Consider the following 22,868-nt stretch of genomic DNA (forward strand, 5'->3'; position numbering starts at 1 on the left):
TACCAAGACATCCACCCTCTTTAGCTTAACTAATTAATGGTGGAATAAAAATAAAATAACTTTTTGAAAACTTTAAAACAAAAACGGCTAGCACTCGCCAGCCGTTTTATCAAGATTGTTGCTTATCTGCGACCTTCACGACGTAATGCTGAAGACGTAAAATCTACATCATTTAAATCCGCTGAAAAGTCATACATACTGGCTTCGTTATCTAAACCCATCGCAATATAACGACGAGATTGTAGATCATGAAACACTTCTAAAGTTGACCATTGCGTTGGTACTTCATAGTAATTAATACCATGAGCAACACCCACTCGATATAGTTCATCACGGTTATCATAAATATCAGTAACCGCTACTTGCCAGCTATCTTCGTCGATATAAAACACGCGTTTTTTATAAGTATGACGTGTATCTGATTTTAAGTTCGCTTCGACCACCCAAACACGATGTTTTTCGTAACGCACCAATTCAGGATTAATATGACCCGGCTGTAAAATTTGATCATATTTTAAATCATCACTATGCAAACGGTAATCGTTATATGGAATTAACAACTCTTGCTTACCTTTTAATGTCCAATTATAGCGATTTGGCGCGCCGTTAAACATGTCAAAGTCATCTGTTGTTCTTAAACCATCTGACGCTGTACCTGGTGCGTCATAAGCAACATTAGGTGCACGACGAACACGGCGTTGGCCCGTATTATAAGTCCAAGCTTGGCGAGGTGTTTTTATTTGATCCATGGTTTCATGAACCAATAAAGCAGTACCAGCTAGACGTGCTGGTTCAGTCACTTTTTGTTTAAACTTGAATAAAATGTTGGTTTTTTGAAGCTCTTCAGCTTTAACACCCTTAACGCCATAGGGAATAAGTAACTGATCATCAAATCCCATGTAGGTATAATCGCCTGACGCTGTTGGCGCTGCTTGACCACCTTCTCGCGTAAGATTTTCACCACGATAGCGTAAAATATGATTCCAAATGGCTTCTAAACCATCACTTGGTACTGGAAATGGAATACCAATTGCCGCTTGAATAATGCCATTTCCACCTTGAACTAATTCAGTTCTAGTGGCATTTTCCAAGTTCGCCTGATAAACATGCTCAGGATACGATGCTGAACGACGAGATTGATAAACACTCATCTTGTAAGTATCAGGATAAGTTTCAAATAACTTAATTTGGCCTGGCGTTAATAAATTCTTATATTGCGCAAGGTTTTCAGCTGTAATGGTATACATTGCCTTGTCATCAGAAAATGGGTCTAGATGATGATCACCCACTGTATAACCCGCAGGGGCTGATTTAATACCACCTGTCCATGCTGGAATAGAACCATCTGCGTTAGCTGCACGAACAGCACCAAAAGGCGTTAATTCTTTTTGTAACTTAGCTGCCTCTTGCTCGCTAATTTTTGCAGTAGCGCTGGTTGATGCTAATGCTACGGTTACCGCTATTGATACTAGCGTTGCCTTTTTAAAGGTATTTTTAAAAATATTTCTCATGAAAGTAATCCTCATACAGCCTTAAATTGAATACTTGATGTTAAAAGATACGTAATCGCGATCTTCCAATTGGTTCGTAGTGCCTACACCACCAAAAAAGCTGTTGTAGCTAAAATCAGCAGACCAACGGCTTTGGTAATCGAAACCTAAACCTAAGGAGACTGACTTTCTATCTTCAACAAACAAGAATAAAGGATCCGGTGTAATACCGTTCACATCATGTGAAAAGACAACTTTTGGTGACACGTTAATACCGGCAAACACGTTGGTATAATCCAACTTACCTACAAAGCGATAACCCCATGCAAAAGCACTTGGGAATGGATTGGTTTCAACACCATCCTGTAGCGCTAGTTCTAAACCTTCTTTACCTGCAACACCACCATTTCGGCTAGTACCTGGGCCGTTTAAACGTAAAACATCTTGGTCAGGCATATCACGAATATCAATACCCCCCACTTCAAGTAAGGTTACAAATTGACTGGCGCCAAGTGTTGGTCCCCATAAATGTGTTAAAGTCATTTGTGCTTGTATTGTATCAGATAAAATATAGCCATTAGCACGTGTGCCACCGGCAAAAACAGGCATTTGCGAAATACCATCAAGCTCATCACGCCCTAAATCGTTAGCTAATTGTTGCGGCATAGCCGCAAATAACAATTCAACGTCATCTATTTGCAACGGTTCATCTTGACGAAAAGTCACTTCACCGGCAACCGATGTTGTGCCGATAGCGGTATTGAAGCTTAAAGCATAAAGTTTTATATCTTCAATATAATCCAGTTCAACACGAGAAAAAGCCTGTAAATCTGTGTAGTTATTTTGTGTAATTTCAGTCGACACTAACATACCAATATCATGAGCTAAAGCTGCGCCGCTAAAGTCAGCGGTGATACCTGAAAATACTGGACGTCTGCTATGATAATTCATGTGATACAAGCTAACTTCTGTATCATTTAACGCTGGTAAATACCAAGAAAGGCGCAAACCGTATTGACCGCCATCTTCTGGGTCGTTTTCAGCGCCGTCTTCACGTAAGGTTAATTTTGTTGGGAAACCACCCACGTAAGCACCACCGGCATCAGCAATGGCAACATTGCCATTTAATATTTGCGCTCTTAAGCCATTTAAATTGTTAATTAACGAATCAAGATCCATATCTGGATTACTAGCAAAGTTTAATTGCACATTATTATAGTGCCCACCATCACCGGCAAAATCATTCGTTGAAAAATAACTCCCTGGTGCAGGTAAAACAGTTTTCTCCCAGCTATATTGATAAAACATTTCAACGTTAAAAGTTTCTGTAACCCCTAACGATGCCCATACAGCGCCAAAAGGAATAAAGGCTTCTTTCAATTCTGCGCCAGGTGCTTTTAAGCGGGCAATATCTACCGGGTTAAGTTCACTAATACCGTGAGAGATTAAGGTACTTTCGCCCCAACTAATCACCTGTTGACCTACACGGACAGAAAGCGGCATTGCACCGAGTTCAAAATCACCATAAACAAAAGCATCCAACATGCGAACATCACGACATACTTGATCTTTCGCTTCATTATCACGACATGGATCAATCACCTTACCAGAACTCGGATTTGTCCAAGCTCTATCGCCGTCTACCATTTCAAAATCATAAAAATACATAGCGCGGCCAAAAAAACCTAAGTTTTCATAACGCACACCAAGCTCATGTGTCCCTTTAATTAATTTTGAAAAGCTTTCGCCAGAATTAAAGTTTAAATTAGCGTTATCGCCATTGGTCGAATAACTTCCAGCACCATCCCATACGGTAGCGGCACTAGGATTAGTATTTAGTATTGGATGATATTGACTAAAATCAAAGCCATTATTAACATTGTTAGATTTACCAACGTTGTCATTCCAATTACGATCTTCTACTCGCCAGCTTGTACCTGCTGAAAATGTAGAATCAAAACTAATCTCGAAGTTTCCTAACTCAAAGTTTTTTGCTTGAACATTAACATTAGCTAATGTTATCAAAGCGGCAGCTATACTCAAAGCCAGTGGCTTTTTATAAAAACCGTTGCGAAGGTTCTGTTTCATTTTCTATCTCCCCAGATGTGATTTTTCATTTTATTTTTATATGCTACTTACATGGTATAAAACAATAATTACATCATTTTGACTCAGTGGCAAGTGCTAAAGTCTTTGTTAAAGCCCTTTATATTCAAGACTTGGATCAAGTCATCTGATGATAACAAAAAGGCGTTTAAAACGGTTGTTTTAAACGCCTAATCTTAATAAGCTGCAATCCTCAAATAGTGAACAGAAATAACCGCCGACATAGAACCTGCCATTAGCGACACTCTTTTTAAATGGTCTGACCACTGTTTAAAGCAAAAACTCTAATCATGAAATTTTATCTAATGATAAAAACTTATTGTTCAGTGTTTCTAAGCAAAAGCGCCCTTCAATGCCATTTCTAGTTAAATAAAGCCGTAAATGCATAGCTGGAAATTCAATCTTTACTCTCTGATCTGTCATGACAATAATTGATTTAATTCGCCCTTGATAATAAGGTAAGTATTCTTGGCTCGTTATATTCAAGCTAAAATAGTACTTCATGCTTTATTCCTAATGCGCCAACGCAGCATCAAGTTTTTCCTTTAAATCTTTTGAAAGATTTACTTGCTTAGCAAATTGTTCGAGCTTGGTTTTTATCATGGTTTGTCTGCACTGATCAAACGACTTAAATTGAATAAGCGGCGTAATTAATCGCGACGCCACTTGTGGATTAATATCGTTAAGCAAAATTAATTGTTCAATTAAAAACTGATAACCTCGGCCACTCGCGCAATGAAAATAACGAGGATTGTTAGCCGTAAAAGCACCAATAAGAGCACGAACTCTATTTGGATTCTTTAAGCTAAATAATGGATGTGCAACAAGTACCGCTAAATTTTCATAAATAGCCTCCTCATTAACGCCTGCTTGTATTGCAAACCATTTATCCATGACTAATGCTGTGTCAGACCATTTATGCTCAAAATCTAACATCATATTAGCAAAATTTTCATGACGATTTTTCGCCGCACAGTTAAGCACAGCTAAAGTGTCGGTCATATTGTTTGACTGCTGAAACTGCTTGGTTAATAGAGCTTCTTGGCTGCTAAGCGTACTTAAGTAAGATAGGCAAATATTTTTTAATGCCCGTTTACCGATGGCAATACCGTCACTTGCATAATCAGCTTGTATATTTTGCTGATACTGCTGTAAAAAAAACGGTGCTAGTTCTTTTGCTAAAACATGCTTAACACTATCAATGGCGTCAAGCAGAGCGATAGGGTCAACTTCTTCAATATTGTCAACTAATTCACTAAAGCTCGGTAATGTTAATTGCTCAGCTTTTAAAGCGGCTGATATATCGGCAGTTAATATGGTTTTAAAGGCTTGGTATAAATGTTTAGGTAAACTCAGAGTCGGTTGCAGCATTAGCTGAGTGATATATGTTGTTAAGAGTTTTTGCCCTGCATCCCAGCGACAAAAATCATCGTTAGCACGGGTCATAATACATTGTAATTCTTGATCAGATTGTGAAAATTGGGTTTTAACCGGTGCAGAAAACCCCGTTAATATGGCCAACACAGGTTTCTGGTTAAACGCTTTAAAAGTCCATGTTTGCTTTTGCTCGGTTAATTGTAGTAACTGCGACTGATTTGGCTGACCATCATTAGCAATTAATTCAATACCAACAGGAATATGCAAGGCAGGATTTTCGCCATTAGCTTGTGCTATGGTTAACCGATATTCAGACAAGCCTTCATCAAAGTTTTCGCTAATCTGTAATACAGGCGTTCCTGCTTGGGTATACCAGCGCTTAAATTGTCTAAGATCAACACCCGATGCATCTGCCATGGCAGTAATAAAGTCATCACATGTTACCGCCATGCCATCAAAGCGTTGAAAGTATAGATCTAAACCTTTTCTGAATTTATCCACGCCAAGCAAGGTATGAATCATACGAATAACTTCAGCACCTTTTTCGTAAACCGTTAAGGTGTAAAAGTTATTCATTTCGATAACTTTTTCTGGTCGAATCGGATGGGCCATTGGGCCAGCATCTTCAGCAAATTGCAGCGAACGTAGCACCCGTACATTTTGAATACGGTTAACGGAAGCTGAATGCATATCAGCACTAAATTGCTGATCTCTAAATACTGTCAACCCTTCTTTTAAACTCAGTTGAAACCAATCTCGGCAAGTAACACGGTTGCCAGTCCAGTTATGAAAATATTCATGGCCAATAACCGCTTCAACATTAAAATAATCAACATCGGTCGCGCTAGCTTCATCAGCTAAAACGAATTTACTGTTAAATACATTCAGACCTTTATTTTCCATCGCGCCCATATTGAAAAAATCTACAGCTACTATCATGTAAATATCAAGATCATATTCAAGGCCAAAGGTTTCTTCATCCCATTTCATCGCATGTTTTAACGACGCCATAGCATGATGCGCTTTATGAATATTACCCTTATCAACAAATATTTCCAAAGCAACATCACGACTAGAGATCGTGTTATAAGTATCTTTTAAAACATCAAAATCACCGGCAACTAAGGCAAATAGATAACAGGGTTTAGGAAAGGGGTCATGCCATTGCACAAAATGCTGGCCACTGGCTAAGTCACCTGCAGCGATCTTATTACCATTGGACAACAAATAAGGAAACTGCGCTTTGTTGGCAATAACTTTGGTGGTAAACGTTGCCATGATATCGGGACGGTCGAGGTAATAGCTAATGCGCCTAAAACCTTCCGCTTCACACTGAGTGCAATAAGCCTCGCCTGACTTAAACAAGCCTTCAAGTGCGGTATTTTCAATAGGATTAATTTCAGTAACGATTTCTAACGTAAATTCGTTGCGATCGATAGCAATGGTTAAACTGGTATCACTGACGAGATAATCATCACTTGAGAGTGGCTCATCATCAATCAAAACTGATAATAAAGTTAAGTGTTCACCATCGAGTATCAAGGGTTGATTATCTGTCACCTTTCGAGTCATCTGCATGCGATTGGTAACCTGAGTTTTATATTCATCAAGTTTAAAAGTTAACTCAACGGTAGAAATAGAAAAGTTGGCTTCGCTATAGTCAGCTAAATAGCGTGGGGTAAAATCACTCATGCGCATCCTTAATAGAGTACATTGTATCTTGGTTAGAAGTTAACGCCTGTAATAGACATTAAAAAGCCTGTATTAAACAGGCTTTGTGAATATTTATTAATTTTGCAAATTTTTTAGTTCTTTGTCACTAGTCTTTTTATCTTAAAGCCCATATAACCATATGTCACGGCTAAAATAGGGTTAATTAAGTTAAAGAAACAATAAAAGATATAATCATAAGATGTTAATGCCATAGCGCCAAACATAAATGCACCACAGGTATTCCAAGGTATTAATGGTGAAGTAATAGTGCCAGAATCTTCTAATGTTCGACTTAATACGACTGGGTCTAAGCCCCTTTTTTCGTATTCTTCTTTGTACATTCTTCCCGGCATCACAATAGACATATATTGGTCGGCTGTGATCAAGTTAGTGCCAATACAAGTCGCTACGGTACTGGCAATTAAGCTACCTGTTGACTTTGCCTTCGCTAAGATTGATTCAACAAATTTTTTCAACATACCTAAATGCTCTAAAATTGCACCAAAACTTAATGCGGTAACCACTAGCCAGATAGTATTTAACATACCTGACATGCCACCACGGCTTAATAGTTGATCAATTTCAGCGTTACCTGTGTCGACAACTACGCCGTCAAAAAATGCCGTCCATACTACCATAATAGCCGCTTGAGTTGAATCTACACCTGCTTGAGCCATGCCAGAAATCAAATCTTGTTGAAAAATTACCGCCCAAATAGCGCCTAATACCGCACCGATAGCAACCGCCGGAAATGCGGGCATTTTTTTATAAGCCATTATTAATAATAGCAGTAAGGGGATTAAATTCAAGGCGGATATGTTATAGGTATTCTCTAAGGTACTCGTTAATGACTCAATACTATCTGTGTTACCCACCCCTGAAGTAGAATGATTAAAGCCAATAATAAGAAATAAAATTAGTGCAATGGAAATTGAAGGAATAGTTGTCCATAGCATGTAGCGAATATGAGCAAATAATTCACTACCTGCTACCGCAGGGGCTAAATTAGTCGTTTCGGATAATGGTGATAATTTATCACCAAAATAAGCGCCTGATATGACGGCACCAGCAGTAACCGATGGCGATAATTCAAATCCGCCAGCAATACCAATAAATGCAACACCTACTGTCGCGGCAGTGGTCCAAGAGCTGCCTATGCTCATAGCTACAACACCACACACTAGGCAAGTTGCGGCATAAAACCAACTGGGGTCTATAATTTTCAAGCCATAATATACCATCGTAGGCACAGTACCTGATAACAACCATGTACCAATTAATGACCCTACTGCTAATAAAATTAGCACCGCGCCTAAAGAAATTGAGATGCCATGGATAATCGATTTTTCCATCTCATGCCATTTATGACCATTTTTTAGCCCAATCACCGCAGCCACGCCCGTTGCTAAAAATAAGGCTATTTGGTTAGGTCCTGATGATGAACTATCACCAAAAAAAGTTACTGCGGCAATTAATAAAAAAATAAGGACAACAATTGGAATAAGAGAGTCCAACATAGAAGGTTGTCGCGAAGATTGAGGGTCAGACATAGATAAATTTACACCTTATTATCTTAATTATTATAGTGGTTAAATTATTTGTGCTAGTAAGATGCCGACTGTTCGCAGATAGTGCAAGCTATTTTTGACAACAATCTGCTAACTAGCCCTTTGTTTATAAGGATTTAAAGAATAATTATGCAGTTATTTCAGGTAAAAATCAGTCTAAGAAACCTAGCACTAAAAAGCCACCCTAAGGTGGCTTTCATTATTGCTTCAGTAAAACAGCTATTTTTTGGCAACTTTACCCAGTGACACTAAGTCAAAGGTAATTCTTGCTGTTTCGTCTAAAAATGGGTCTAGTGCTTCTAAATCTTCTGGTAAGTCATCTAAGTCAGCTACATTTTCTTTACCCATAACGGTAAGTCGTTCATTCGCTCGCTTTAATTGCTTAGCCTTACGGCTCTCTCTTTTTTCTTTGCGCTTAGCTAAGTTTAATGAAATATTTTTATCATCTTTTTCAGCTTTATATTCTGCTATATCAGAGCGTAAATAATTAAACTCTTGATTTTTTTCAACACGTGAACTGTACAATGAAGTCAAATATGATACATCTTTGCTAATATCATTAAGCTTATTATATTGCGCTTTTGGGATTTGGTCCCAAGGCAAGGCGTTTTCTTCTTTACTTTCGCCCCAATCAGCTGGATCTATTGCCGATGGAAATTCAATATCAGGTAATACACCCCGGTGTTGGGTGCTACCACCATTAATGCGATAAAACTTGGCAATCGTAAATTGAATGCTGCCAAACGGTTTTTCGTACAAATCGTAGACACGACCTAGGCCTCTATGTTGCTGGACAGTGCCTTTGCCAAAAGTGTGTTCACCAACAATAATGCCTCGTCCATAATCCTGAATGGCTGCTGAGAATATCTCTGACGCTGAAGCGCTATAGCGATCGACCATAACAGTCAATGGCCCATCATAAAAACTAATACCGTCTTTATCACTGTTTACTTGTACGCGGTTAGCACCATCACGCACTTGTACTACAGGGCCTTTATCAATAAATAGACCGGTAAGTAAAGTCGCCTCTGTTAACGAGCCACCACCATTGCCACGAAGGTCAACAATAATACCAGCCACGTTCTCCTCTTTAAGTTTAGCTATTTCAAGCTTAACGTCGCGAGAAAGATGGTTGTAAAAGCTTGGGATCGTGATCACACCAAGTTTTTTAGTGTTTTCATCACCTTCTTTTTCAAAATAGACTTCTGATTTTGCCGCGCGATCTTCAAGCTTTATGGTATCTCTAACAATAGAAACTACTTTAATACTGCTGTCATCTTCTGATTCTGCACCTAAAACTTGTAACCTAACCTTGCTGCCTTTAGGACCTTTGATTAGTTCAACAACATCATCTAAACGCCAACCAATAACGTCGACAAACTCTTTATCATTTTGTGCAACACCGACAATACGATCTTTAGGGTTTAATTCATTAGATTTATCAGCCGGGCCACCCGAAACTACACTTTGAATAACGGTATAGTCTTCTTCTGCACGTAAGACTGCGCCAATACCTTCCAATGATAAATTCATTTCCATTTGGAAACGTTCCGCATTACGGGGAGATAAATATGAAGTGTGTGGTTCGACTACGCGGGCAAAGCTGTTCATGACGACTTGAAACACATCTTCACTTTCACTTTGCTTTAAGCGTTTAATCGCGTAACGATAACGTTTGCCCAGTACTTCTTGAATTTTTTCCCACTCTTTACCGGCTAACGTTAAATTTAGTGCATCATATTTAACTTTTTTACGCCATAACTCGTCTAATTCATCAACAGAATTAGGCCATTGGGCATCTTCACGATCAAAGTCATAGGATTCATCAAGGTCAAAATTAAAAGTTTTCTCGCTTGCTAAAAGGCTTAGTGCATATTGATAACGTTCTAATCGACGTTGTAAATTAAGATTGTAAATTTCATAAGCAACATCAAGTTTACCGCGAGCAATAACCGTGTCAAATTCATCACGGTACTGCTCAAAGCCTTTAACGTCAGCAGCAAGAAATACGTTACGAGCGTAATCTAATTGCTTAATATAACGATCGAAAATTTGCTCTGAAAGCAAGTCATCAATTTTTATTTTTTTGTAGTGTGCACGCGTAAACTGTGCCGTAATTCGCTTTGTAGAGGCTGCATGTTGACTTTCTGGCGCCAATATCAATAAGCTTTCATTGTCATCGTTAGTCTCAGCAAAAACTGAGATACTGGCAAGTGACAATGATACCGCTATAGCTATACAACAAAATTTATGCATTCACATACTCCAAATTTATTCTGTAAAAATATTTTTAACTTGTGTTTTAACAACCATACCCGAGTTTAATTGTACGCTAACATCTTTGCCAGAAACTTCTGTGATAACAGCGTCCATTGAAGATTGTCCCAATTGCACTTTGATATTTTTGCCAACAACAACATTACTTGTTTCAACCGGTTTAAGTGTAACGGTTGGTTTTGCAACTACACGCTTGGTTGATTTCACCGTATTGAATTTTTCTTTGCGGCTACCATCCGTAGAGTCTTTAGCAACAGACTTAGTTCCCTTAACGGCATTACCTTTATAAGGTTTTTTAGCCGCTTTGTCTTTAGGCTTTTTGGTACCAAACTTTTCTTGGCTTTCTTTTAATGTTTTGCTGGCATAATCTGCTTGTTCTTGATCAATCTCTGCAGAGTCATTACCGTCAATATCAATTCGAAAACAGCCTAGTTTAATCGCTTTCAAATAACGCCAGCTACTTGTGTAATGTCTAAGTGCTTGACGTAGGCGAGTTTTACTTACCGTTTCATCACCAATCAGCTTTTCTGCTAAATCTTGAAAAATGCCAATTTTTAATGGTTTAGCAGCACCTTCGATAGAAAAACATGCTGGAAATTTTTCCGCCAAATAGCCAATAATCTCTTTTGTGCTAATACGCTTAACTTCAGCATCAACATTTGGCGTTATTTCAACCACCGCATCTACTACTGGTGTTGTTTCAACCACCGCGTCTACTACTGGTGTTGTTTCAACTGCCACTTCTGCTACCACTTTCACTTCACTTTCAATTTTAGTTTCCATAAATACAACTTTTCAAAATTTTAATTCTGCTCTGCTAGATATTGTTCACGATTTTCCAACAAATGTCGGCACCAATCATAAATATCTTCACTTTCGATTTCAGCTAAGGCTTCTTGCCCTATCCACGTGTCCCACACCAAAGAAAGCAACTGCTCTAAAACCTCTGGTGCAATATCTTCTTCTGCTAAGTCATAAACGGTATGATAAATTTCGTTAATACGCTCAGCAACTATCTCTTCATCACCTTCCCAATCGCCAACAACAGCTTCTGAAACTAGGTAGTCATGAATAACAATAAATTCTTTCATTAGTTTACCACGCCATGGTTAATCATAACATTTTCAAACAAACTAATTATTTTTTCTAATCCTGCTTGATCATCACTATCAAAACGATTGAATGCGATGCTGTCAATATCAAGCACAGCTATCACCTTCTCGTTCAACCTTAAAGGTAATACTATTTCAGCATTACTGCTAGCGTCACAAGCAATATGACCGTCAAATGCATGCACATCAGCAACACGTTGTACTTCATTTTTACTTGCCGCTGTGCCACAAACCCCACGACCTAAAGGGATACGGATACAAGCCACTTTACCTTGAAATGGGCCAAGGACAAGTTCGTCATCGATCAAACGGTAAAAACCAACCCAATTAACATCAGCTAATTGCTCAAATAACAAAGCACTGACGTTGGCCATATTAGCAATCACATCAGTTTCATCACTGATCAAGGCTTCAACTTGCTTATATAAGTCACGATAAAAGGTGTTTTTTGTCATTAATGAAGATGCCTACAATAAAAACGCATAACATACCCTGATAGCGCAGAAAACTAAAGCGCTATCAGCAGCAATTAGCAATTATCTAGCAATTTTATGATAAATATTTACTTTAGTGGCGCATTTATCATTTTTTCATGGTTAAATTATCTACCACTTGCTTTTTGAAATCTTTCTTCAAGCTTTTATTTTGCCATAGCCAATAGATAAATCATGCATGCTTACATAAATCTCTGTCAATGGCACAATATAGCAGCATATAGTCGAACAATTAATTAGTTTATTGCGTATTACATAAATACCTTAAAAAATTTTGTGCATGTACAAAAAGCACTATTATAAGTATTACTGATAGTGCTTGACTAAAGCCTTTATCGCTGTCCGGAACCAGTACTGAGCTTAAAATGAATCAGCAGGAATACATACCCAACCTTCCATTAATACCCGAGCACTGCGGCTCATAATAGCTTTATTTACCGTCCACATACCATTAAGCTTTGATGCTTGAGCACCCACTTTAAGAGTGCCCGATGGGTGACCAAAAACAACAGCGTCACGTTCACCACCGCCAGCAGCTAAATTCACTAAAGTACCTGGAATTGCAGCTGCAGTGCCAATCGCCACGGCTGCCGTGCCCATCATAGCATGATGTAACTTACCCATAGATAAAGCACGAACATGTAGGTCTATATCCGCTGCACAAACCGCTTTACCACTTGATGTTACATAGTCTTTAGCGGCGCTAACAAAAGCAACTTTTGGGGTATGTTGTCGTGCAACGGCTTCAGATACATTATTAATCAAACCCATTTTAAGTGCGCCAGCAGCACGAATAGTTTCAAAACGTGCTAATGCTGCTTCATCATTATTAATAGCCTCTTGTAATTCTGTACCTGTGTAGCCTATATCTTCAGCATTTAAGAAAATAGTGGGAATGCCAGCACTGATCATAGTAACTTTAACTGTAGCTGCTTCGAAACTGCCTATCGCGGGAACTGCTAGCTCATCAATCACATTACCTGTCGGGAACATAGCTTCACTAGGGTCAACGGGTGCGATAAATTCTACCGGTACTTCTGCAGCAGGAAAGGTTACGCCATCGAGTTCAAAGTCACCCGTTTCTTGTACTTGCCCATGCGTAATAGGCACGCAAGCGATAATCGTTTTGCTAATGTTTTTTTGCCAAATACGTACCGTACAAATACCATTTTCAGGAATCCGGCTAGCAGCAACTAAACCCGACATAATGGCAAATGAGCCCACGGCTGCAGTCAAATTCCCACAATTACCACTCCAATCAACAAACGCTTTATCTATCGCCACTTGACCAAATAAATAGTCAACGTCGTGATCTACCTCAGCACTTTTAGCCAAAATCACGGTTTTACTGGTACTTGATGTAGCCCCACCCATACCATCGGTTTGTTTACCGTAGGGATCTGGACTACCAATGACTCGAAGTAGCATATTATCACGAGCTTGCCCCGCTATTTGGCAACGCTCTGGTAAGTCAGTTAGATTAAAAAATACACCTTTTGACGTACCACCTCGCATATAGGTTGCGGGGATTTTTACTTGAGCAACTGAAGACATTTAACACCTCTGAATTTTATCAATATAAGCCACTTTACTCACCTTCCATGTACACAATTTAGTATTCGTTGATAGCATCAACATTCCTTCACATCCATGTGATCACGTCATACCCTTCGTCCTGAACATAAAAAAGCAGCAATTAAATTGCTGCTAATATTTTTCATTCAAATTTACTATCTAAAGCCATTATTTTTATTGACCGCAAGACAGCTGTACACAGGCTATATTTATAGCTCAGTAAAGGTAATGCCACTATCATCAAAAATAAGCCTTTAGCCATTAGACTCTAAAAAATCGTTAGCAAACTTTTGTAAAACACCACCCGCTGCATAAACAGACACTTCTTCAGCAGTATCTAAACGACATTTTACTGGAATCTCAACGACTTCGCCCTGACCATTATCTGATCCTCGAGTCATGACTACCGTCATCGCTCCACCTGACGTTGGCGTACCCACTACATCGTAAGTTTCTGAACCATCAATATGGTAAGTATGACGAGTTTCACCGTTAATAAACTCTAACGGTAACACGCCCATACCCACTAAGTTAGTACGGTGAATACGCTCAAAACCTTCAGCAATAATCACTTCAACACCTGCTAAACGAACACCTTTGGCCGCCCAATCGCGTGATGAACCTTGACCATAATCAGCACCGGCAATAATAATAAGCGGCTGCTTACGTTCCATGTAAGTTTCAATGGCTTCCCACATCCGAGATTCAGTGCCTTCCGGCTCAATACGCGTGAGCGACCCTTGCTTCACTTCACCGTTATCATCACGACACATTTCGTTAAATAATTTAGGGTTAGCAAATGTTGCACGTTGCGCGGTTAAATGGTCACCACGATGAGTTGCATACGAGTTGAAATCTTCTTCTGGCAAGCCCATCTTATGTAAGTATGCACCTGCAGCACTGTCCAATTGAATAGCATTTGAAGGTGATAAATGATCGGTAGTAATGTTGTCACCCAATACCGCTAAGGGCCGCATACCTTTCATGGTACGTTCACCGGCTAGTGCGCCTTGTCCTTCTGTATCCCAGTAAGGAGGACGACGAATATAAGTACTGGTTTTATCCCAAGCGTATAACGGACTTTCAGCTGGCTCAAAAGCGCCCAAATCAAACATTGGTGTGTAGATTTTTTTGAATTGCTCAGGTTTGACACATGAGGCAACAATCGCATCAATTTCTTCATCACTTGGCCAGATGTCTTGAAGCGTAATGTCGTTACCATTTTGATCTTGACCTAAAATGTCTTTTTCAATATCAAAACGAATAGTACCGGCAATAGCGTAAGCAACCACTAAGGGGGGTGACGCTAAAAAGGCTTGTTTTGCATACGGATGAATGCGGCCATCAAAGTTACGATTACCTGATAAGACTGCGGTTGCATATAAATCACGGTCAATCACTTCTTGTTGAATCTTTGGATCTAACGCGCCACTCATGCCGTTACACGTTGTACAGGCGTAACCTACAATACCAAAACCTAGTTTTTCCATTTCAACTAATAAGCCCGCTTCTTCTAAATAAAGCTTGGCTACTTTTGAACCTGGCGCAAATGAAGATTTAACCCAAGGTTTACGCACTAAGCCTAGCTCATTTGCACGTTTAGCAATCAGGCCTGCAGCGACAACATTGCGCGGATTAGAGGTATTTGTACACGAGGTAATAGCGGCAATAATGACCGCGCCATCAGGCATTTGGCCATTAGCTTCTTGTACTTTACAAGCAGCAAGATCTTTAGCGATATTTTTTGAGGCTAAATCAGCTGTCGCTAAACGACGATGTGGATTAGAAGGACCGGCTAAGTTACGACCTACGCTTGATAAATTAAATTCGATAACCCGTGGATATTGCGCCTCTACTAAATCATCAGCCCAAAGGCCAGTGTGCTTGGCATAAGTTTCAACCAGTGCTATTTGCTCCGGTTCACGTCCGGTAATTTTCAAATAATCAATAGTTTGTTCATCAATGTAGAACATAGCGGCTGATGCACCATACTCTGGGGTCATGTTTGAAATAGTAGCTCGATCACCAATAGTTAAGCTTTTAGTGCCTTCACCAAAGAATTCTAAGTAAGCAGACACCACTTTTTCATTACGTAAAAATTCAGTGATCGCTAATACTATATCCGTTGCTGTGATACCCGGTTGACGTTTACCGGTCAACTTTACACCGATAATATCGGGTAAGCGCATCATCGATGGACGACCAAGCATAACGGTTTCAGCTTCTAATCCACCGACACCAATAGCAATAACACCTAAGGCATCAATGTGTGGTGTGTGAGAGTCAGTACCAACACAAGTATCAGGAAAAGCTACACCGTCACGTGCTTGAATAACTGGCGACATTTTCTCTAAATTAATTTGGTGCATAATGCCGTTACCCGCGGGGATAACATCAACATTTTTAAAAGCAGTTTTGGTCCATTCGATAAAATGAAAGCGGTGTTCGTTACGACGGTCTTCGATTGCCCGATTTTTCTCAAAGGCTTCACTATCAAACCCAGCAGCTTCTACTGCGAGTGAATGGTCGACAATTAATTGTGTTGGTACAACAGGGTTAACTTTAGCTGGATCGCCACCTTGATCAGCAATGGCATCTCGAAGGCCGGCTAAATCAACTAAAGCCGTTTGACCAAGAATGTCATGACAAACAACACGTGCAGGATACCAAGGAAAGTCTAAATCTTGCTTGCTTTCAATAATTTGCTTTAGCGAATCAGTTAAGGTTGCAGGGTCACACCGGCGAACTAATTGTTCAGCAAGCACACGTGAAGTGTAGGGTAGTGTTTTATAAGCACCGGGGCTGATTGTTTCAATCGCTTCTCGTGTATCGAAAAAATCTATTGTTACACCATTGTGTTTGTAACCTGGCAAAGGTTTGCGGTAATCGTAATTCATAACTTACTCCACATAGTAAAAAAGAGTACAACAGACTCTTTTTAAGTAATTTAATTAATGACATGGCATTATCACTAGCAGCTTGCAACAGCCCTATCGGCATAAATAAGGCTTTATTTATACTGATGCTAAATAATAAATACTTGTCAGCTTACCTATTAGCGATAGGTTGCACTTTACGAGGCTCTGCACCAATGTAGTCAGCAGACGGGCGAATAATACGGTTATTTTCGCGTTGCTCCATAACATGAGCCGCCCAACCCGTTAAACGAGAACAAACAAAAATAGGGGTAAATAATTTCGTTGGAATCCCCATATAGTTATAGGTTGAGGCATGAAAAAAATCAGCATTACAAAATAATTTTTTGCTGTCCCACATAAACTCTTCACAGGCTACTGAAATGTCGTATAACGAAGTATCACCATTTTCAGCGGCCAGTTTTTCAGACCATGCTTTGATGATGACATTACGTGGGTCAGATGTGCTGTAAATCGCATGTCCAAAACCCATGATTTTTTCTTTACGCTCAAGCATACCGGCCATTTGTACCTTAGCGTCAGCAGGAGAGTTAAACTTTTCAATCATGTCCATTGCGGCTTCGTTAGCACCGCCGTGAAGTGGCCCACGTAGCGTACCAATAGCACCAGTTACACATGAAAACATATCTGATAGCGTTGAAGCACAAACACGTGCCGTAAACGTAGAGGCATTAAATTCATGCTCAGCATATAGAATTAAGGATACATCCATCACGCGCTCATGCTGTTTAGACGGACTCTTACCATTTAATAGCCGTAAAAAATGTCCACCTAGCGAGGCTTCATCTGAAGTACAGTCAATTTCTATACCCTCATGTGAAAATTTATACCAATAACACATAATGGCAGGAAAAGCTGATAATAAGCGATTTGCGGCTTTATTTTGTTCACTAAAATCATTTTCTGGTTCTAGATTACCTAAAAATGAACAACCCGTACGCATAACATCCATTGGATGCGCTTCTTTTGGGATCAGCTTAAGTACAGCTTTTAAAGCTTGCGGTAAATCACGCATCGCCAATAAATCACTTTTATAGCTAGCTAGCTCTTTTTCATTAGGAAGTTCACCGTTGAAGAGTAAGTAAGCCACTTCTTCAAAAGTTGAATTCTCAGCTAAATCAGCAATATCATACCCACAATAAGTTAAGCCCGAACCTGATTTTCCTACCGTACATAAAGCTGTGTCGCCGGCACTTTGTCCACGTAAGCCAGCACCTGATAATTTTTTATCTTTCATTATTCTTTCCCCCTAGTACTTAACAGTGATTAATTTACTGTTAAGGGTTAAAATTTAGTTTCTTATTGATGTATTTTAATGCTTATACCCGTTCCACTTTAAGCTGTTGAAGTAGAACAGATATAACTACTTGTTTTTACCTTCAGAAAACAAGGCATCAAGCTTTTGCTCATAATCGTGGTAACCCAGGTAATCATATAAATCCATACGTGTTTGCATGTTGTCGATTTCTGTTTTTTGGTCACCATCTGCAAGCAAGGTTTTATAAACAGACTCTGCAGCTTTATTCATCGCTCTAAATGCTGATAATGGGTAAAGCACCATGGCACAGCCCCACTCACCTAACTGGGCTTTATTCCACAGCTCTGTTTGACCAAATTCAGTAATATTGGCTAATACCGGCACATCAAGCGCTTCGGTAAAAGCTCGGTAATGCGCTTCAGTTTGAATAGCTTCAGCAAAAATACCATCTGCACCAGCAGCAACATAGGCTTTAGCACGTTCAAGCGCGGCTTCTAAACCTTCCTGAGCAAAAGCGTCAGTGCGAGCCATAATGAAAAAGTCGCTATCAATACGCGCGTCAACAGCGGCTTTAATTCGATCAGCCATTTCTTCTGTAGAAACAATTTCTTTATTCGGACGATGGCCACAACGCTTTTGCGCCACTTGATCCTCAATGTGAACTGCAGCAGCACCGGCTTTTTCCATATCACGAATAGTTTTAGCAATATTAAATGCACCGCCCCAGCCGGTATCAATATCAACTAAAATCGGTAAGCTACAAGCTGAAGTAATACGTGATACATCTGCAATAACATCATTTAATGATGTCATGCCTAAGTCGGGTAAGCCATAAGAGGCATTCGCAACACCACCACCAGATAAGTAAATAGCTTGGTGACCTAATTGTTCAGCCATCATTGCACAATAAGCGTTAACGGTGCCTACAACCTGCAGGGGTTTATTATTTGCTAAAGCCTGGCGAAATTTAGCACCAGGAGATAATTGTTTAGACATTGCTTTATCCTTTTTTAGTCATGTATATTTTGTGTTAAATTAACGTTACCGCTTGTCGCTATTATTGCTATTGTTGCTGGGCAATTTTGTTTTCAATGTTTTTACGTGAGGCCGCAATATGACGCCTCATTAGCATTTCGGCTAATTCTCCATCACGATCAGCTATCGCTTCAATAATGCGAGAATGTTCGTCAAACGCTTTAGTTGCTCGTGGGCTATTCATACCAAATTGGCAACGATACATACGAACAAGGTGATAGAGTTGGCCACACAAGATATTAATGAGTTGTTGATTATGACTACCGAGTATCACTTTATAGTGAAAGTCTAAATCACCTTCTTCTTGGTAGTAGGCAATACCGTCACGCAATGCCTTAGCACTTGCATGTTGCTTAAGCATGACCTTCATTTCAATAATTTCATCTTCAGTCATATTTATCGCTGCTTGGCGACATGCCATCCCTTCGAGTGCTTCGCGAACGACATAAATCTCTAACAGCCCAGCAATTGAACATTCAACCACACGAGAGCCAACATTGGCTTTACGTTCAATTAAATGACATTTTTCCAAACGATTTAGCGCTTCACGCAAGGTTGAACGACTGATTTGATAGCTTTTAGCTAGTTCTGGCTCACTAATTTTACTACCAGATTTGATGGTGCCATCAACAATGGCATGTAGCATTTGTTCAAATACTTTATCTGCCGTAGTAACCGCGGCTTGAGTTGTAGGGTTGTTTAACGCCATTAATATTGTCGACAGATATAAAATCAAGGCGTTTATAATAACAACTCCTTAGCATTAGTCAATCTGAAACTCTGGGCATTGTCGACAATACCTATTAGGCATTAGTCGTAGACACTATGGAAAAGTGTGAAGTGACATTACATTAATCCAACAGTAAAAATAAATAAATCATTGTTAATAAACAATAATTTTAAAATTAATTCGCGCTTACTTATCAGTTAATTCATTTTGTTATCATTTTTAACACTTCTCAGTAAGTGTCGACAATATAGTAATTTAACCAAAAAACCAATAACAAACACCAATAGCAGCAGTAATGCCGGCAAGATCAGCGATAAGTCCACAAGCCAAGGCATGGCGACTATAACGAATACCCACAGAGCCAAAATAAACTGCTAAAACATAAAAGGTAGTTTCAGTAGAGCCTTGCACAATAGAAGCTAAACGACCAGCGAATGAATCAGCGCCATGAGTATTCATGGTTTCTATCATCATAGCACGAGCGCCAGAGCCACTTAAGGGCTTCATAAATGCTGTAGGTAAGGCATCCACAAAACGAGTATCTCCATTAAAAAGCAACACTAACTGTCGTATGCCATCAACCAAAATATCTAAAGCGCCACTGGCTCTAAATACCCCAATCGCACACAACATGGCCAACAGATAAGGAATGATTTTTATACTGGTTTCAAAACCTTGTTTAGCCCCCTCAATAAAGCTGTCATATACATTCACTTTACGTTTTAAGGCGACGAATAAAAAAATAATTAGTGTGGAAAATATGAGAAAATTGCCCATCAAGGATGATTGTTGCGCTAACAACTCTGCACTCAAGGTAGAGAAATAAACCACAATGCCACCGACAAGTGCGATGCCTGCGGCTAAATAAAGTAAAATAACTTGCTGATAAAGTTTTATTTTTTGCACAAATGCAACCGCAAACAATCCTGCGAGGGTTGAGGCAAATGTTGCCAATAAAATAGGGACGAAAACATCAGTCGGGTTTAGCGCTCCCTGTTGGGCACGATAAACAAAAACAGTAACAGGGAATAAGGTTACCGCGGAAGTATTCAACACCAAAAAGAGTATTTGCGCATCACTTGCCACTTCTTTGTTTGGATTCAGCAATTGCAGGTCTTGCATCGCTTTTAAGCCTAAAGGCGTAGCCGCATTATCTAACCCTAAGAAATTTGCCGACAAGTTCATGGTCATTGAACCTATGGCCGGATGCCCTTTGGGTACCTCTGGCATCAGACGGACAAATAGTGGTGAAATAAACTGTGCTATTTTGTCGATAATACCGGCATGTTCAGCTATCTTCATCATGCCTAACCAAAAGCTTAAAATGCCAATCAGGCCAATCGCAATCTCAACCGTTACCCTCGACATATCAAAAATGGCATTAACAATTTCTGCAAAAATTAAAACCTGATCAAAAACCAGCCATTGCACCATGGCAGAAATAAAGGCAACAAAGAAAAATCCGCTCCAAATACGATTTAACAAACCTGATCTCTTTTATTTTTATTCTTAGTATAAATATCATGACACACAAGACTACAATTACCTAGTTGGGTAGTAAGTAACAAGCCATGGAGTACATTGAAAAACCAACAAACACTGCGCAGGCTATATTGCTGATAAATTCGACAAAAATTAAAAAATCATCATCTGGTCAAGATTTTAATACTATAAATTTTATTAAAATTGATTTTTCATTTGTACAGCTAACTATAAGTAAATAATTGCTCGGTAGAACCCCACCCTCTTAGGCAAAGAGATCATCATTAGATTTTTTCATTCTACCTTAATTGATACGAAAATTTGACCCTTGACTAGGCAGGTTCATCTTCACTAGACAAGCCTTTGAGTCCAAAACTAACCATGATTTTATGGTCTTCTTTGACTCATAGTATTAAATAATTCTCTGAAGCTACACTATTTGACAGGAATAGTTTCAGGAAACAAACGATGAAAGTTCTCACTCGATTGTCGGGCAATTTCTGCAACAGAAGTACCACGAATACTAGCTAAATGTTTAGCGACTTCAACGACGTAAGCGGGCTGATTTTGTTTACCACGATGGGGCACTGGTGCTAAATAAGGCGCATCAGTTTCAATTAAAAAACGGTCTGAGGGTACTTTTTTCGCCACTTCTCTTAAGTCAGTCGCATTTTTAAAAGTGACAATGCCGGAAAAGGAGATATAGAAACCCATCGCTATTGCTTGTTCAGCCATCTGCCAACTTTCAGTAAAACAATGTAGAATTCCACCAACATTTTCAGCCTGCTCTGCTCTTAACATAGCTAAGGTATCTTCTTGAGCGCCTCTAGTGTGGATAATCAGGGGTTTTTTTAGCTGATTAGCAACGCGTATATGTTTTCGAAAGGAGTCTAATTGCACTTGTTTTGTTTCTGGCGCATAAAAATAATCAAGCCCCGTTTCACCAATAGCGACCACACGTGGCTGGGTCGCTAAATTAGTTAATAGTGCCGGGTCAATTTCATCCGCTTGATTCAGCGGATGCGCACCACAGGTTAGCCAAACATTGTCATATTTAGCCGTTGCTTCTGCCATCGCTGGAAAGTCTTGTAAAGTAACGCTAACACACAATAAGGTATTAACCTTTTCTGCCAAGGCTGCATTAACAACATTATCTAAGTTGTTGCCAAAATCTTCGAGTTTTAAACGGTCTAAATGACAATGAGAGTCTATGAACACAGGGTTACTCCGCACAAAGGTGCTAAAGGTTAGTTTGGGTATTTATCATGGCCATTGAATTAATGAGTTGCTGACATCAAAAAAATATTCTCAATGGGCATAATTTTCAATAGTACTATTTTAGTTAGATAAAAATAAGCATTTTACATTGATAAGGTTGGCTCAGATGAGCTCAACAAATGCCCTATCGATTTATAAATTTGGCTACGCATATTATCAGGATCTTCAATAAAACTAACACCTATGCCTGCAGGTGTACCGTTTTGCGCACCAATAGGGGTGATCCAAGAAACTTTGCCTTTAATTTTTGAAGGCTCTAAGGAGTCAGGTAATGTAACAAGCAAGTTCACATCAGTGGCTAATTCATAATGCTCTGTGGTGCGAACAAATAAACCCCCATTTTTCATAAACGGCATGTATGACTGATATACATCACGATCTGACATAAAATCAAGTGTAATATTTTTCAAAATCATCCCTCTATTTTTTTCGTTTTT

Annotated in this window: 17 protein-coding genes; all 17 read right to left on the bottom strand. The window is 39.3% G+C overall.

Features of this window, described 5'->3' with window-relative positions:
* Positions 1–122: 122 nt before the first annotated feature.
* Positions 123–1,511: a DUF1329 domain-containing protein gene (locus tag H4J46_RS06120; protein ID WP_182232651.1), complete on the bottom strand. Its 1,389-nt coding sequence runs from the start codon at positions 1,509–1,511 to the stop codon at positions 123–125.
* Between the two features lie 21 nt (positions 1,512–1,532).
* Complete coding sequence (locus tag H4J46_RS06125) at positions 1,533–3,578, bottom strand: DUF1302 domain-containing protein (RefSeq protein WP_182232652.1); 2,046 nt, start codon at positions 3,576–3,578, stop codon at positions 1,533–1,535.
* A 306-nt stretch (positions 3,579–3,884) separates the two neighbouring features.
* Entirely contained in the window at positions 3,885–4,100 is a 216-nt protein-coding gene (locus tag H4J46_RS06130; RefSeq protein ID WP_182232653.1) for a DUF2835 family protein, read from the bottom strand.
* A 9-nt stretch (positions 4,101–4,109) separates the two neighbouring features.
* On the bottom strand, positions 4,110–6,671 hold the full coding sequence (pepN, locus tag H4J46_RS06135; protein WP_404851690.1) for an aminopeptidase N: 2,562 nt from the start codon (positions 6,669–6,671) through the stop codon (positions 4,110–4,112).
* A gap of 107 nt (positions 6,672–6,778) precedes the next feature.
* A complete protein-coding gene (gene nhaC, locus H4J46_RS06140) occupies positions 6,779–8,236 on the bottom strand; it encodes a Na+/H+ antiporter NhaC (protein ID WP_182232655.1) in 1,458 nt (485 codons plus the stop codon).
* Between the two features lie 237 nt (positions 8,237–8,473).
* Positions 8,474–10,510 carry a carboxy terminal-processing peptidase gene (gene prc / locus H4J46_RS06145; RefSeq protein ID WP_182232656.1) on the bottom strand — a complete coding sequence of 679 codons (2,037 nt, stop codon included), beginning with the start codon at positions 10,508–10,510 and terminating at the stop codon, positions 8,474–8,476.
* 15 nt (positions 10,511–10,525) lie between these two features.
* The gene (gene proQ / locus H4J46_RS06150) at positions 10,526–11,314 is read right to left on the bottom strand and encodes an RNA chaperone ProQ (protein WP_182232657.1); all 789 of its coding nucleotides are present in this window, start codon (positions 11,312–11,314) and stop codon (positions 10,526–10,528) included.
* Between the two features lie 20 nt (positions 11,315–11,334).
* Positions 11,335–11,622, bottom strand: coding sequence for a hypothetical protein (locus H4J46_RS06155; RefSeq protein ID WP_182137793.1), 288 nt, complete (start codon positions 11,620–11,622; stop codon positions 11,335–11,337).
* Positions 11,622–12,098: a GAF domain-containing protein gene (locus tag H4J46_RS06160; protein WP_182232658.1), complete on the bottom strand. Its 477-nt coding sequence runs from the start codon at positions 12,096–12,098 to the stop codon at positions 11,622–11,624. Before H4J46_RS06160 ends, H4J46_RS06155 begins: the two co-directional genes overlap by 1 nt.
* A gap of 399 nt (positions 12,099–12,497) precedes the next feature.
* Positions 12,498–13,691, bottom strand: coding sequence for a 2-methylaconitate cis-trans isomerase PrpF (prpF, locus tag H4J46_RS06165; RefSeq protein ID WP_182232659.1), 1,194 nt, complete (start codon positions 13,689–13,691; stop codon positions 12,498–12,500).
* A 275-nt stretch (positions 13,692–13,966) separates the two neighbouring features.
* Positions 13,967–16,609, bottom strand: a complete 2,643-nt coding sequence (gene acnD, locus H4J46_RS06170) for a Fe/S-dependent 2-methylisocitrate dehydratase AcnD (RefSeq protein WP_182232660.1) — start codon at positions 16,607–16,609, stop codon at positions 13,967–13,969.
* A gap of 151 nt (positions 16,610–16,760) precedes the next feature.
* Positions 16,761–17,885 carry a 2-methylcitrate synthase gene (prpC, locus tag H4J46_RS06175; protein WP_182232661.1) on the bottom strand — a complete coding sequence of 375 codons (1,125 nt, stop codon included), beginning with the start codon at positions 17,883–17,885 and terminating at the stop codon, positions 16,761–16,763.
* 126 nt (positions 17,886–18,011) lie between these two features.
* Positions 18,012–18,902 carry a methylisocitrate lyase gene (gene prpB, locus H4J46_RS06180; RefSeq protein ID WP_182232662.1) on the bottom strand — a complete coding sequence of 297 codons (891 nt, stop codon included), beginning with the start codon at positions 18,900–18,902 and terminating at the stop codon, positions 18,012–18,014.
* A gap of 67 nt (positions 18,903–18,969) precedes the next feature.
* Positions 18,970–19,650, bottom strand: coding sequence for a GntR family transcriptional regulator (locus tag H4J46_RS06185; protein ID WP_182232663.1), 681 nt, complete (start codon positions 19,648–19,650; stop codon positions 18,970–18,972).
* 276 nt (positions 19,651–19,926) lie between these two features.
* Positions 19,927–21,156 carry a nucleoside recognition domain-containing protein gene (locus H4J46_RS06190; RefSeq protein WP_182232664.1) on the bottom strand — a complete coding sequence of 410 codons (1,230 nt, stop codon included), beginning with the start codon at positions 21,154–21,156 and terminating at the stop codon, positions 19,927–19,929.
* Between the two features lie 432 nt (positions 21,157–21,588).
* Entirely contained in the window at positions 21,589–22,371 is a 783-nt protein-coding gene (locus tag H4J46_RS06195; protein ID WP_182232665.1) for a TatD family hydrolase, read from the bottom strand.
* 143 nt (positions 22,372–22,514) lie between these two features.
* Positions 22,515–22,841 carry a PilZ domain-containing protein gene (locus tag H4J46_RS06200; protein WP_259365702.1) on the bottom strand — a complete coding sequence of 109 codons (327 nt, stop codon included), beginning with the start codon at positions 22,839–22,841 and terminating at the stop codon, positions 22,515–22,517.
* Positions 22,842–22,868: the final 27 nt, after the last annotated feature.

The organism is Colwellia sp. MB02u-6 (assembly GCF_014077095.1).
GTDB lineage: Bacteria > Pseudomonadota > Gammaproteobacteria > Enterobacterales > Alteromonadaceae > Cognaticolwellia.

Coding starts and splice junctions, on each gene's coding strand:
- H4J46_RS06120 (WP_182232651.1), bottom strand. CDS start 1,511: ATGAGAAATATTTTTAAAAATACCTTTAAAAAGGCAACGCTAGTATCA.
- H4J46_RS06125 (WP_182232652.1), bottom strand. CDS start 3,578: ATGAAACAGAACCTTCGCAACGGTTTTTATAAAAAGCCACTGGCTTTG.
- H4J46_RS06130 (WP_182232653.1), bottom strand. CDS start 4,100: ATGAAGTACTATTTTAGCTTGAATATAACGAGCCAAGAATACTTACCT.
- pepN (WP_404851690.1), bottom strand. CDS start 6,671: ATGCGCATGAGTGATTTTACCCCACGCTATTTAGCTGACTATAGCGAA.
- nhaC (WP_182232655.1), bottom strand. CDS start 8,236: ATGTCTGACCCTCAATCTTCGCGACAACCTTCTATGTTGGACTCTCTT.
- prc (WP_182232656.1), bottom strand. CDS start 10,510: ATGCATAAATTTTGTTGTATAGCTATAGCGGTATCATTGTCACTTGCC.
- proQ (WP_182232657.1), bottom strand. CDS start 11,314: ATGGAAACTAAAATTGAAAGTGAAGTGAAAGTGGTAGCAGAAGTGGCA.
- H4J46_RS06155 (WP_182137793.1), bottom strand. CDS start 11,622: ATGAAAGAATTTATTGTTATTCATGACTACCTAGTTTCAGAAGCTGTT.
- H4J46_RS06160 (WP_182232658.1), bottom strand. CDS start 12,098: ATGACAAAAAACACCTTTTATCGTGACTTATATAAGCAAGTTGAAGCC.
- prpF (WP_182232659.1), bottom strand. CDS start 13,691: ATGTCTTCAGTTGCTCAAGTAAAAATCCCCGCAACCTATATGCGAGGT.
- acnD (WP_182232660.1), bottom strand. CDS start 16,609: ATGAATTACGATTACCGCAAACCTTTGCCAGGTTACAAACACAATGGT.
- prpC (WP_182232661.1), bottom strand. CDS start 17,885: ATGAAAGATAAAAAATTATCAGGTGCTGGCTTACGTGGACAAAGTGCC.
- prpB (WP_182232662.1), bottom strand. CDS start 18,902: ATGTCTAAACAATTATCTCCTGGTGCTAAATTTCGCCAGGCTTTAGCA.
- H4J46_RS06185 (WP_182232663.1), bottom strand. CDS start 19,650: ATGGCGTTAAACAACCCTACAACTCAAGCCGCGGTTACTACGGCAGAT.